This is a genomic window from Cellulomonas sp. Leaf395, assembly GCF_001424125.1.
Classification (GTDB): Bacteria; Actinomycetota; Actinomycetes; order Actinomycetales; family Cellulomonadaceae; genus Cellulomonas.
Window position 1 is genome coordinate 73,944 of the sequence record NZ_LMQI01000002.1, and the last position, 12,707, is coordinate 86,650.

Sequence of the window (12,707 nt, forward strand, 5' to 3'; positions counted from 1 at the left end):
TATGTGGACCTGTCTTCCGGCTCAGGATAGATCCGCCGGAACGATGGTGGTAGTCGAGCGGGAGGATACTCCACCTGGCTGGGAGGCTCCGGCCCCGAGCGACCCGCTCCCGAACCGACCGCGCACCTGATCCACGGCACGTTCCGCCTCCCGCCGCGCCCGCACGGGTGCGTCCGACGCCTCGTCGAGGGTGGGCGCCCGGATGCTCGCCGCCGCCCGGGACAACCCATCGGCACGCACCCCGACCAGCCGGACGGGCAGGCCACGCAGGTCGACGCCTGCCACCAGCTCACGGGCTGCGAGGAACAGCTCCCGGCCGACGTCCGTCGGCGTCGCCAGGGTGCGGGAACGGGTGAGCGTGCGGAGGTCGCTGGTCCGGATCTTCACGGTGATCGTGCGGGTGACCAGGCCGTTCGCTCGCAACCGGACGGCGCACCGATCCGCCAGCTCACGGGCCTTCGACTCCACCACGGTGAGGTCCGCGACGTCGGTCACGAAGGTCTGCTCGGCGCCGATCGACGTCTCCTCACGCCCCGGGCTCACCGGCCTCGGATCCCTCCCCCACGCCAGGTCGAGGAGGTGCGCTCCCGCCACCCGGCCGACCGCCTGCTGGACGGTGGACAGGCCGGTGTCCGCCAGCTCCGCGACCGTCCCGATCCCCCGGCGCGCCAGGGCGGCCTCCGTCTTTTCACCCACGCCACCGAGCGCACCGACGGGCAGGACCCGCAGGAAGTCGGTGGTCGCTGCGCGCGGGACCAGAACGACGCCGTCCGGCTTGGCGTGACCGGACGCGAGCTTGGCGACGAGCTTGGTCGAGCCGATCCCGACGGAGCACGTGATGCCGAACCGCTCCCGGACCTGCCGACGGATCAGCTGGGCGATCACGGTGGGCGGCCCGAGCCGTCGACGCGCGCCCTCCACGTCCAGGAACGCCTCGTCGACGCTCACCTGCTCGACCAGGACGGTGATGTCGCCGAGCAGCCGCATGACCCCGGCAGACACCTGCTGGTACGCGTGGTGGTCAGGCGGGACGACGACCGCCTGAGGGCACTGCCGCAAGGCTGTCGCCATCGGCATGGCCGCGTGCACGCCGAACGCCCGCGCCTCATACGTTGCGGCGAGGACGACACCATGGGCGGCCCCGCCGACGATCACCGGCAGGCCGTGCAGCTGCGGTCGACGAGCGAGCTCCACGGAGGCGACGAACGCGTCCAGGTCGACGTGCAGGATCGAGCAGCCGGTCTCCTCATGACCCCAGTCCCGCCTGTCCGGCGCCGACCGGGGTACGCGGCTCATGGTGTGCCAGGGCCGCAGGACCCGGCACGGGGCTCACCGGGCTCGGCCTCGGCGCTCACGACGCCCGCTGGACGCGCACGCTCAGTGCGCGGTCCGCGACTGCGCCCACCCCGCCGAGCACGAGATCGCGTGCCGCGTCGACGAAGTCCTCGGCCGCGCACACCGCTTCCTCGGCCCGCGCGGGGCCCACCAGCTCGAACCGCCCGGCATCCACCGCCGCGCGCAGCGACGCGGCCTCCGCGAAGTACGTCGACCACGAGCCCAGCTCCGGGGCGACCACGCCGAGCATGCTCCAGACCGTGCGCGGTGCGCGCCGTCCGGTCGGCGTCCCGCGGGCGGCGACCACCGCGGCCCCGGCACGCAGTGCAGCGAGGTGGGCGTGGGAGAGCTGCTCCCACGGCTCGGGCGAGAACTGCGCGGCCACCAGCTCAGCATCAGCCCGGCCGAGCAGCTCGAAGACGCGCGCCGGCACGGGCGCGGCGGAGGCCGGCTCACCGGAGCCCTGCTGCTCGACCTGCTGGTGCATCTCGCCGCCCCTTCTCCCGGTCGTCGACTCGTCTTCCCCATTATCGAACATATGTTCGACTGCCGTCAAGCCCGTTGGGAGGGCCGTAGCGTGGGCGCCATGGCCGCCCGCGACCGCTCCGCCCGACGCAGCCCAGGCTCGCACCGACCACCCACACGCAGCCCTGCCCACGGGCTCTGGCCGACCGGCCCGGTTCCCATCCCCACCGGCACCGTCGAGCTGCTCCGGGACCTCGACGACCCGGACGGCGTGACCGTCCTGGTCAACGGTGTGCCCAGCTCCTACCTCGACCTCGTCGACCCGACGCGTCTCGTGTTCGAGTACATGCAGCAGATGGCGGCCGTCATCGACCGGATCGGCGACGCCGGCGGCCCGCTGGACGTCGTCCACCTCGGCGCAGCCGGCTGCGCGCTCGCGCGGGCGGTCGATGCCGCGCGCCCGGGATCGCGGCAGCTGGCCGTCGAGCTCGACACGGTCCTGCCGGAGCTCGTGCGCGGCTGGTTCGACCTGCCGCGCTCCCCCGCGCTCCGGATCCGCGCGGGCGACGCCCGCGCCGAGCTGTCGAGGCTGCCCGACGCGTCCGCGGACGTCGTCGTGCGGGACGTCTTCGCCGGCGACGCCACCCCCGCCCACGTCCGCTCGCGCGAGATGGTCGCTCAGGTTGCTCGGGTGCTGCGGCCTGGCGGCCTCTATCTGGTCAACTGCGCCGACCGACCGCCCCTGGCGGGCGCGAAGGCGGAGGCTGCCACGCTGCGGGACGCGTTCGCCGACGTCGCTGTGGTCGCCGAGCCGGGGCTCCTGCGCGGCCGGGGCTATGGCAACGTCGTCCTGGCAGCCACCGACGACCTCGATCTCCTCGGTTCGGCGGCGCTCGCCCGCGCCGTCCGCAGCCTCCCCGCGCCCGCGCGCCTGCTGCACGGCGCCGACGCCACCGCGTTCGTGGGGAACGCCGCACCCCTGCGGGACCCGGCGGCATGACGAAGGGCCGCACCCGAGACGGGTGCGGCCCTTCGTACGTCAGGTCAGATCGGGCGGACGCTCTCGGCCTGCGGCCCCTTGGCGCCCTGCGTGATCTCGAACTCGACGCGCTGGCCCTCGTCGAGGCTGCGGTAGCCCGAGGAGTCGATCGCGGAGTAGTGGACGAAGACGTCGGCGCCGCCCCCGTCCTGGGCGATGAAGCCGAAGCCCTTCTCAGCGTTGAACCACTTGACAGCACCCTGTGCCATGTTCGTTTCCTTCTGTCCCACCGGTGACGGCGCGGACCTTCTGCCAACGCCGTGCCGCAATGCCTCACGTCCTGCACCGGGTGGCCAGTCGAGGACGACTGGTCGGAACCGACCTCCGAGCCGTGGTTCGGATGACGATGCCTGTCGAGCAAGCCGGTCAAGCGAGTACGTCACTGCAACGTGAGCATCCTTACATCAGGCCCGTGGCCGGCGCCACGCTTTCGCCCCGTCGGCGCACACGCTTTGACAACGATCCGGTAAAGGTCCGAGGTCAGGCAGGGCCGGAGTCGTCGCCCTGCTGGGCCAGGAACCGCTCGAACTCGGCACCCAGCTCGTCGGCCGTCGGCAGATCTGTCGACCCCGCGAGCAGGCTGGTGCGCCCGATGTTGCGGGTGAACGAGTCGTACTGCTCCTCGAGGGCGTGCACGACGGCGGCGACGTCCTCGGACCCGCTCACCTGCCGGTCGATCTCCTGCATCGCCTCGTCGGCGGCCGAGGTCAGCGCTGCGACCTGCAGGTCGAGGCCCGTCGCACGCTCGACGTTGGTCAGGGCCGCCTGACTGGCCTGCGGGAACGCAGACTGCGCGAGGTAGTGCGGCACGTGCACGGCGAACCCGACGGCGTCGTGGCCCGACTGGCCCAGCCGCAGCTCGAGCAGGGCGCTCGCGCTGGCGGGGACCTGCACGGTGCCGAACCATGACGTGTGGTCGGCCACCAGCTCGGGCCGCGTGGCGTGCGCCGTGACGGACAGCGGACGCGTGTGCGGGATGCCCATGGGGATGCCGTGCAGGCCGACGGTGAGGGGCACGTCGAAGCGCTCCACGATCTGCCGGACCGCCGCGACGTAGCGCTCCCACTGCACGTCGGGCTCGACACCGTGCAGGAGCAGGAACGGGACCCCCGCTGCGTCCTTGACCAGGTCGACCACCAGCTCGGGCTCCGCGTACGACGCCCACGTGGACTGGTCGAACGTCATGACCGGTCGGCGCGAGCGGTAGTCCAGCAGCTGGTCGACGTCGAAGGTCGCCAGGCGCGTCGTCGGCAGCTCGTCAACCAGGTGCTCGGCCGCCAGCTGGCCGGCGTTGCCCGCGTCCACGAACCCGCGCACGGCGTGCACGAGGACGGGACCGGCACCGTTCACCGTGCGCGCCTCGACCTGGGCGGCGACCTCGGGGTCGACGTCGTAGATCTCGCTCGGGTTCAACATGGGTGTGCGCTCACTTCCGTCCGGGTTACCGGGGACAACGCCCACCCGCCACGAGTTCTTCCCAGCCTGGTCCTGCCGGTCAGCGACCGGGGAGCCGCACGACCTCGACGAAGAACTCGTCGATCTGGCGGACGACCTCGATGAACCGGTCGAAGTCCACCGGCTTGGTGACGTAGGCGTTGGCGTGCAGCGAGTAGCTGCGGACCACGTCCTCCTCCGCCTCCGAGGTGGTCAGCACGACGACCGGGATGGACCGCAGGTCGGCGTCCGCCTTGAGCGCCTCCAAGACCTCACGGCCGTCCATGCGCGGCAGGTTGAGGTCGAGCAGGACCAGGTCCGGCGTCGGCGCGTCGGCGTGCTCACCCTCCTTGCGCAGGAACTCCAGGGCGCTCACCCCGTCGGAGACCACCGAGAGGCGGTTGCGGAGCTTGTTGTCCTCGAACGCCTCACGCGTCATGAGCACGTCGCCCGGGTCGTCCTCGACCAGGAGGACATCGATGATCTTGGTGCTGTTGGGCACGCGGGTTTCTCCGTTCAGGGCTCGGGGACCTCGGCGGGAAGGGTCCAGTGGATGCTGGTGCCCGCGCCGTCGGGCTGCTCGATCCAGATGCGACCGCCGTGGAACTCGACGATCTTCTTGCACAACGAGAGGCCGATCCCGGTGCCCTCGTAGACGTCCTTGGCATGCAGACGCTGGAAGATGACGAACACCCGGTCCGCGTACTGCTCATCGATCCCGATGCCGTTGTCCCGACACTCGAGCTCCCAGGATTCTGCCACGCGATGCGCCGACAGGTGGACCGTCGGGGGCCGGGCCGGGTCGCGGAACTTGATCGCGTTGCCGACGAGGTTCTGGAACAGCTGCACGAGCAGAGGGCGCTCACCGCGGACGACGGGAAGCTCGTCGTGCGTCACGACGGCACCGGACTCCGCGACGGACTCGCTGAGGTTGTCCAGCGCGTCGGTGAGCGCCTCCGCCAGGTCCACGTCGCTGACCTCACCGCCGACGCGGCCCACGCGGGAGAAGCCCAGCAGGTCCTGGATGAGCGCCTGCATGCGCTTGGCACCGTCGACCGCGAAGGCGATGTACTGGTCGGCGCGCTCGTCCATCTGCCCGCCGTAGCGCTTCTGCAGGAGCTGCGTGAAGCTCGCGATCTTGCGCAGCGGCTCCTGCAGGTCGTGCGACGCGACATAGGCGAACTGCTCCAGGTCGCGGTTGGACCGACGCAGCTCTTCCGCCTGCTCGGTGAGGAGCTCGTGCGCCAGCTCGATCTCCGCGCGGGACGCCTCGAGGACCTGCACCTGGTCGACGAGCGTGACGCGCATCCGTTCGACGTCGTCCGCGAGCGCCGCGATCTCGCCGGGCCCCACGGTGGAGACGGCGTGCCGCAGGTCGCCCGAGGAGACAGCGCGCGCGTCGGCGGCGAGCGAGTCGAGCGGCTCGAGGATCCAGCGGCGGAGCGTGACCCACAGCGCGATGCCCAGGGCGACCGCCGCGAGGACCAGCAGCGCCACGGTCCCGGCCGCGACGAGCGTCCATGCCCCGAGCTCGCCGACGGCGGCGGTTCGCCGGTCACGCAGCAGGTCGACGTAGTCCTGCGCAGCGGCCCGCGCGTCGTCGAACAGCAGCCGGCCCGTCTCGATCTCCTCGGTGGTCACGGCGCCCACCCCGCCGGTGCTGACCTCTTCCATCACGGGGATGGCGAACTCCTCGTTCCAGCGTCGGCCCGCATCGGCGGCTGCCTCGGCCGCTGCGGTGAGCTCCTCGTCCGTGCCCTGCGCCTCCCGGTCGGCGAGCGTGCGGAACGACAGGTCGTCCGCGACGGACCGCTCGTACGGCTCGAGCGTGACCGGGTCACCGGTCAGGGCGAACCCGCGCACCGACGTCTCTGCATCGACCAGCTGGATGAACGCGCCGTCAGCCTGGGTGATCGCCGTGAAGTACGTCTGGGTGACCGCCTCCTGGCGGTCGAACATCCGGACCAGGACCAGCACCGTGCCGGCGACCACGACGGCCAGGGCGAGGCCGGAGGCGATGATGGCGGTCCGCAGCCGTCGGCGCAGCGTCAAAGAACGCCGCCCGGGCGTCGGGGCAACGCTCACGCACGCCACCCGAGCACGACGACAGCAGCATCGTCGACCAGGTCCCCGCCGTGCAGCTCCCGGACGTCGTGCAGAACCCGGTCGACGAGGTCGCCCGGCGCCGCGACCGCACCGTCCACGATGCGCAGGAGGCCGGTCTTGCCGAGACGGTCGGACCCGTCGCCGATCGTGGCCTCGAGCACCCCGTCGGTGTACAGGAGGATGCGCCACGACGGCTCGAGCTCCAGCCGCACCGGTGCCCAGCCGCCAGGGACCGGGATGCCGAGGGCTCGACCCCGCCCGTGCGTCGGCAGGAGCGTCGACGGCTCGCCCAGGAGCAGGGGCACGGGATGACCGGCGAGGTAGAGGTCGACCGAGCTCCGGTCCGCGGTGACGTCCAGCATGGACACGGTGGTGAAGATCTCCGGACGCGCCCGCTCGGAGATGAGGACGCGCTCCAGCAGACCGAGGATGTGGACCGTCGGGACCTCGGCCAGCACCAGGGTTCGCCACGCCGTGCGCAGCGTCGCACCGAGCGCCGCCTCGTCCGGTCCGTGCCCGCAGACGTCGCCGATGAGTGCGAGCACCGAGCCGTCCGGCCGTTCGACCACGTCGTAGAAGTCACCACCGAGCACGCCGTCGCGCCCCGCGCGGTAGCCGACGCGCACCTCGAGCCGCTGGTCGACCACGGACGGCGTCGGCAGCAGGGCTCGCTCGAGCCGGTTGACCTCCTCGGCGCGCACCAGACTGCGGTAGAGAGCGCGGTCCGTGTCCTCGAGCCGGCGGCGTTGGACGGCGTAGCGCACCGAGCGGCCGAGCATCTCGCCGTCGACCTCGCCCTTGACGAGGTAGTCCTGGGCGCCGGCGGCGACGGCCTGCAGCCCGACGTCGGTACCGGACAGGCCGGTGAGCACGACGACGGCAGGAGCGCCGGCGGCCAGCAGCCGCTCGAGCGCAGCGATGCCCATCGCGTCGGGCAGCCCGAGGTCGAGCAGGACGAGGTCGACATGGAGCCGGTCGATGGCCTCGTCGAGCGTGCGGACCCAGGTCAGGTCGACGTCGATGCCGGCGTCCGCCAGATGCTCCCGGACGAGGACCGCGTCACCCTCGTCGTCCTCGACGAGCAGCAGGCGGATCGGTGCGGGTTTCGTCACCGGGACGCGACCGACGGTGTCGGGGGCGGTGCGTGCGTCGCTCAACGGGCCTCTCCTCCCGACGGTTCACCTGCCTCTTCTCGACAGGACACCCGAAGCGTAGGGGTCGCGCACCCCTGTCGCGCGCCATCTCACCCGGCTGCCGACGGGTCCAACCCGGTTGGATGCGTGCGACCGGGCGCCGGAGGTCGGATAATGGACGGCCGCTCCGGGCGTCGCGTCGTCCTCGACACGCGCAGGAGCGCATGTACGCGCGGCCGGTGTCCCCGGCGGAACGGAGATCGCCCAGGTGGCAGGCATGGACAACGAGCTGGCCGTCGAGCAAGGCGTCGTCGACCAGCTGTACGGCCGGCTCGACGACCTGCGCGCGCAGACGCGGGCGCGTCTGGCCGACGTCCGACGGGAGGGCCCGTCGGGCTCCCCGCAGAACCGCAGCGAGCGGGACGCGTTCGCGACCCTCTACGAGGACCGCATCGCGCAGCTCGAGGCCGTCGAGGAGCGGCTCGTCTTCGGGCGCCTCGACCTCGACGACGAGAGCCGCCGCTACATCGGCCGCCTCGGTCTGACGGACACCGAGCAGACCCAGCTGCTCACCGACTGGCGCGCGCCTGCGGCACAGGCGTTCTACCGGGCCACCGCCGCGCACCCCGACGGTGTCGTCCGTCGCCGGCACGTCGTCACCCGCGGGCGGGCAGTGACGAGCGTCGAGGACGAGGTGCTCGACCTCGACCTGCTGACCGAGGACTCGGGCGAGCGGCTGAGCGGCCTGTCCGGTGAGGGCGCCCTGCTGGCCGGTCTCGCCGCCGGCCGCACGGGCCGGATGGGCGACATCGTCGCGACCATCCAGGGCGAGCAGGACGCGATCATCCGCTCCGAGCTGGGCGGTGCGCTCGTCGTGCAAGGCGGCCCGGGCACCGGCAAGACGGCCGTGGCCCTGCACCGCGCGGCGTTCCTGCTGTACGCGCACCGACGTCTCCTCGAACGCTCGGGTGTCCTGCTCGTCGGCCCGAGCCGCACGTTCCTGCGCTACATCGACCAGGTGCTGCCCTCGCTCGGGGAGACGGGCGTCGTGACGACGACGGTCGCGGAGCTGTACCCGGGGATCCAGGCGACGGCGACGGAGGACGAGGCCGTCGCCGAGCTCAAGGGCCGCGCCCTGTGGGGCAGCGTGATCGCGCGTGCCGTCCGCGACCGCGAGCGGATCCCCGCGCAGCCCGTGCACGTCCGGGTCGACGGCCACGACCTCGTCATCCGGCCGAACGACGTCGCCTCGGCGATGGCGCGTGCCCGGCGCAACCACAAGCCGCACAACCAGGCACGCGTCTCGTTCGTCCGGGACATGCTCAGCCGGCTGGCCGAGCAGTACGTGCAGCAGCTCGGCGGGGACGTACCCGCCGACGAGCGGGGCGAGCTCATCGAGGAGCTGCGGACCACCCGGGAGATCCGGATCGCGCTCAACCTGGCGTGGATGCCGATCACGCCGCAGAAGCTGGTGTCCGACCTCTGGTCCAAGCCGCACCGGCTCGCGTCCGCGGCGCCGCAGCTCAGCCCGCAGCAGCGGGCGATGCTGGTGCGCGAGGCCGACGCGCCCTGGACGCCGGCGGACGTCCCGATCCTCGACGAGGCGGCCGAGCTGCTCGGGGAGGACGACCAGGCCGCCCGGGCCGAGGCGCGGGCCGCCACCGAGCGGCGGGCCTCCGAGCTCGCCTACGCCCGGCAGGTGCTCGAGTCGACCGGGAGCGGCGGGATGGTGTCGGCGGAGATGCTCGCGGACCGGTTCGCCACGACCGGCCCGACCCTGACGACGGCGGAGCGCGCGGCCGCCGACCGCTCGTGGACCTACGGGCACGTGGTCGTGGACGAGGCGCAGGAGCTCTCGGCGATGGCCTGGCGGTCCCTGCTGCGGCGGGTGCCGACGCGGTCGCTGACGATCGTCGGCGACGTCGCGCAGACGACCGCGACCGCCGGTGCGCGCAGCTGGGCGGCTGCGCTGGACCCGGTGCTGCGCTCGTCGTGGCGCCTGAACGAGCTCACGGTGAACTACCGGACTCCCGCCGAGGTCGCGGACACCGCCCGACGGGTGGCCGTCGCAGCGCGTCTGCCGGTGAGCCCGCTGACGTCGGCGCGGGACGTGGACGACTCTCTGGTGGTCACGCGGGTCGACGACTTTCCTGCGGCCGTCACCGAGACGACCGAGAAGCTGGTCGCGGAGGTCACGGACGCCACCGGCGCGGGGCGGATCGCGGTGATCGCCGTCGACGCGCGGCTCGACGCGCTCGGTGCCGCGCTGCGGGAGGCGGGCCTGCGCCCGGCGCTCGGCTCCGGGTCGAGCGCCGCAGACCTCGACGCCCCACTCGTGGTGCTCAGCCCGCGCGAGGCCAAGGGACTGGAGTTCGACGTCGTCGTGCTCGTCGAGCCGGCCGAGGTGATCGATGCGAGCGCGGGTGACCTGTACGTCGCCATGACCCGCCCGACGCAGGCACTGCACGTGCTCCACGACCGCCCGCTGCCCCCCGGCTGGGTCTGACGTACCCGTCGCGGACGTCTCACGCGTGTCCGAGGGCCGGACCGTTGTGGGCCGCTGGGTCCGTGGGGCGCACCATAGGGGCGTGCTGAAGGCCCTGCTGCTCGAGAACCTCCACCCCCAGGCTCGCTCGATCCTCGAGACGGCCGGCTTCGACGTGACGACCCGCACCGGGGCGCTCGACGAGGCCGAGCTGATCGAGGCGCTCGACGGCGTGCACCTGCTGGGCATCCGCTCCAAGACGCACGTCACGGCGGAGGTGCTCGCGGCGTCGCCCTCCCTGGTGGCGATCGGGGCCTACTGCATCGGCACCAACCAGATCGACCTCGCCGAGGCCGCGGCCCGTGGCGTCGCGGTGTTCAACGCGCCGTTCTCGAACACCCGCTCGGTGGTGGAGATCGCGATCGCCGACATCATCTCGCTGACACGCCGCCAGACCGAGCTCGACCGGGCCATGCACGACGGCATCTGGAACAAGTCGGCGACCGGCGCGCACGAGATCCGCGGTCGCACGCTCGGGATCATCGGCTACGGCAACATCGGCACGCAGCTGTCGGTGCTGGCGGAGAACCTCGGCATGTCGGTCGTGTTCTACGACACCGCCGAGAAGCTCTCGCTGGGCAACGCCCGTCGCATGAGCACGCTCGACGAGCTGCTCGAGACGGCGGACATCGTCACGCTGCACGTCGACGGACGCAGCGGGAACGCCGGGCTGTTCGGCGCCAAGCAGTTCGCGCGCATGCGGCCGGGTGCCGTGTTCCTCAACCTCTCCCGCGGGTTCGTCGTCGACTACGCCGCCCTGCGCGACGCGATCGTCGCCGGGCACGTGTCCGGTGCTGCCGTCGACGTGTTCCCCGTCGAGCCGAAGCGCAAGGGCGACCCGTTCGAGTCGGAGCTGCGCGGGCTGGCCAACGTGATCCTCACGCCGCACACCGGCGGCTCCACGGAAGAGGCCCAGGAGGCCATCGGCCAGTTCGTGTCCAACAAGGTGCGGGACTACCTCGCCACGGGGTCCACCACCCTGAGCGTCAACCTGCCGAACCTCGCGCTCGAGCAGCAGCCCGGTGTGCACCGCCTCGCCTACCTGCACCGCAACGTGCCGGGTGTGCTGGCGGCGGTCAACGCGACGCTCGCCGAGCACGGCGTGAACATCGAGGGTCAGCTGCTCGCGACCCGCGGGGAGCTGGGCTACGTGGTCACCGACGCCGGTGCCAGCGTCGACCCCGCCGTGATCGAGGCACTCTCGACCCGTCCGGAGTCCGTACGCCTGCGCCTGCTGTCCTGACGCGCTGAGCACGACCGAGGGGCCTGACCACGCCGTGGTCAGGCCCCTCGTCGTTCGGGCTCAGGCGGAGCCGGACTTGCGCTGGAAGCGACGCTGCGACGGACCCGCGGTCTCCGAGCCGTGCACCTGACCGGTGTTGGTCGAGCCGTCCGCGGTGCGGTGCTGGTTCGACTTCTTGCGCTCGAGCGCCTCGCGGTACTTCGCCTTCGTGTCGTCGCTCACCGCCGCCTCCGTGGTCGCCTTGTCGTCGTCCTGGGCCATGGGCGTCTCCTTCGATGCTGTGTGTCGGCGGACGTCTGCGCCCGCGACCTGCCCAGCCTTACCGACTCGGGCCTGCGGCGCCACCTCTTCTCACGCCAGGTAGCGTCAGCAAGATGCCAGCGGTGCCCGACAGTGTGGTTCTCCCCCACCGACGCGCCGGTGGGTTGTCATGGCCCGTCGTCTCGTTGGGGCTCTGGCAGAACTTCGGCGCGACGACGCCGTTCGCGGACCAGCGGACCCTCGTCCTGCACGCCGTCGACCGCGGCGTCGTGCACCTCGACCTCGCCAACAACTACGGCCCCCCACCGTTCGCCGCCGAGGAGTCAGTCGGTCGTCTCCTCGCGAGCGACCTGCACGGACGCCGCGACGAGCTGCTCATCACCACCAAGGCCGGGTACCGCGCGTGGCCGGGGCCCTACGGCGAGCACGGCTCGGCGAAGTACCTGCGCGCCTCCCTGGACGCGTCGCTCCGCCGGCTGGGTGTCGACTGCGTCGACGTGTTCTACAGCCACCGGTTCGACCCGAGCACGCCGCTGGAGGAGACCCTCGGTGCGCTCGACCGGGCCGTCCGGGCGGGCAAGGCGCGGCACGCCGGGATCTCGTCGTACTCGGCGGACCGCACGGTCGAGGCGATCGCTGTCGCACGGTCGCTCGACCTGCGCCTCGCAGTGCACCAGCCGGCCTACTCGATGCTCAACCGGTGGGTCGAGCAGCCGGGCGCCGACGGGCAGTCCCTGCTCGATGTCGCGGGCGATGCGGGCATGGCCGTCGTCGCGTTCTCGCCCCTCGCGCAGGGCATGCTCAGCACGCGCTACCTGCACGGGGTTCCGGCCGACTCCCGGGCGGCCCGCGGTGGGCCGCTGCGGACCGAGTGGCTCACCGACGAGGCGCTCGACCATGTGCGTGCGCTCGACGCGATCGCCCGGGCCGGGGGTCGCACGCTGCCGCAGCTCGCGCTCGCGTGGGTGCTGCGGGACCCGCGGGTGACGTCCGTCCTCGTCGGCGCGCGCACCACCGCGCAGCTCGACGAGAACCTCGCCGCCGTCGCCCTCCCACCGCTGACGGCCGACGAGCACGCCGCGATCGAGCCGCACGCCGTCGACGCCGGCATCAACCTGTGGGGAGTGCGGTCCAGCGACCGCTGAG

12 protein-coding genes are annotated in these 12,707 nt (G+C 72.4%); 4 read left to right on the forward strand and 8 right to left on the reverse strand.

Annotated elements, in window-relative coordinates; genetic code table 11:
• Window positions 1-21 precede the first annotated feature (21 nt).
• Both dinB and ASG23_RS04635 read right to left on the reverse strand, forming a co-directional pair.
• Window positions 22-1,296: a DNA polymerase IV gene (gene dinB / locus ASG23_RS04630; RefSeq protein ID WP_056020981.1), complete on the reverse strand. Its 1,275-nt coding sequence runs from the start codon at window positions 1,294-1,296 to the stop codon at window positions 22-24.
• A gap of 55 nt (window positions 1,297-1,351) precedes the next feature.
• Window positions 1,352-1,822, reverse strand: a complete 471-nt coding sequence (locus ASG23_RS04635; RefSeq protein ID WP_056020984.1) for an SAV_6107 family HEPN domain-containing protein — start codon at window positions 1,820-1,822, stop codon at window positions 1,352-1,354.
• Window positions 1,823-1,921: 99 nt separating this feature from the next.
• Here ASG23_RS04635 and ASG23_RS04640 point away from each other — a divergent pair, with 99 nt between their 5' ends.
• On the forward strand, window positions 1,922-2,800 hold the full coding sequence (locus ASG23_RS04640; protein WP_056020987.1) for a spermidine synthase: 879 nt from the start codon (window positions 1,922-1,924) through the stop codon (window positions 2,798-2,800).
• 44 nt (window positions 2,801-2,844) lie between these two features.
• Here ASG23_RS04640 and ASG23_RS04645 read toward each other — a convergent pair whose 3' ends face one another.
• The 5 genes from ASG23_RS04645 to ASG23_RS04665 form a co-directional block, all read right to left on the reverse strand.
• On the reverse strand, window positions 2,845-3,048 hold the full coding sequence (locus ASG23_RS04645) for a cold-shock protein (protein WP_055921997.1): 204 nt from the start codon (window positions 3,046-3,048) through the stop codon (window positions 2,845-2,847).
• A gap of 271 nt (window positions 3,049-3,319) precedes the next feature.
• Window positions 3,320-4,255: a proteasome assembly chaperone family protein gene (locus tag ASG23_RS04650; protein ID WP_056020990.1), complete on the reverse strand. Its 936-nt coding sequence runs from the start codon at window positions 4,253-4,255 to the stop codon at window positions 3,320-3,322.
• A gap of 79 nt (window positions 4,256-4,334) precedes the next feature.
• Window positions 4,335-4,775, reverse strand: coding sequence for a response regulator (locus tag ASG23_RS04655; protein ID WP_056020993.1), 441 nt, complete (start codon window positions 4,773-4,775; stop codon window positions 4,335-4,337).
• Window positions 4,776-4,789: 14 nt separating this feature from the next.
• Window positions 4,790-6,358, reverse strand: coding sequence for a sensor histidine kinase (locus ASG23_RS04660; RefSeq protein WP_056022559.1), 1,569 nt, complete (start codon window positions 6,356-6,358; stop codon window positions 4,790-4,792).
• Window positions 6,355-7,536 (reverse strand): PP2C family protein-serine/threonine phosphatase, encoded by a 1,182-nt coding sequence (locus tag ASG23_RS04665; protein ID WP_082515826.1) that lies wholly within the window; start codon window positions 7,534-7,536, stop codon window positions 6,355-6,357. The genes ASG23_RS04660 and ASG23_RS04665 overlap by 4 nt, the downstream gene beginning before the upstream one ends.
• 253 nt (window positions 7,537-7,789) lie before the next feature.
• On the opposite strand from ASG23_RS04665, the gene ASG23_RS04670 reads away from it, so the two are divergent.
• Both ASG23_RS04670 and serA read left to right on the forward strand, forming a co-directional pair.
• A complete protein-coding gene (locus ASG23_RS04670; RefSeq protein ID WP_442856807.1) occupies window positions 7,790-10,018 on the forward strand; it encodes a HelD family protein in 2,229 nt (742 codons plus the stop codon).
• An 82-nt stretch (window positions 10,019-10,100) separates the two neighbouring features.
• The gene (gene serA, locus ASG23_RS04675; protein ID WP_056020999.1) at window positions 10,101-11,300 is read left to right on the forward strand and encodes a phosphoglycerate dehydrogenase; all 1,200 of its coding nucleotides are present in this window, start codon (window positions 10,101-10,103) and stop codon (window positions 11,298-11,300) included.
• 60 nt (window positions 11,301-11,360) lie between these two features.
• Here the strand turns inward: serA and ASG23_RS04680 are convergent, their stop codons facing one another.
• Window positions 11,361-11,561: a DUF5302 domain-containing protein gene (locus tag ASG23_RS04680; protein WP_056021003.1), complete on the reverse strand. Its 201-nt coding sequence runs from the start codon at window positions 11,559-11,561 to the stop codon at window positions 11,361-11,363.
• A 113-nt stretch (window positions 11,562-11,674) separates the two neighbouring features.
• Between ASG23_RS04680 and ASG23_RS04685 the strand changes: the two genes are divergently transcribed.
• Window positions 11,675-12,706 carry an aldo/keto reductase gene (locus tag ASG23_RS04685; RefSeq protein ID WP_056021005.1) on the forward strand — a complete coding sequence of 344 codons (1,032 nt, stop codon included), beginning with the start codon at window positions 11,675-11,677 and terminating at the stop codon, window positions 12,704-12,706.
• The last annotated feature ends 1 nt before the right edge of the window (window position 12,707 follow it).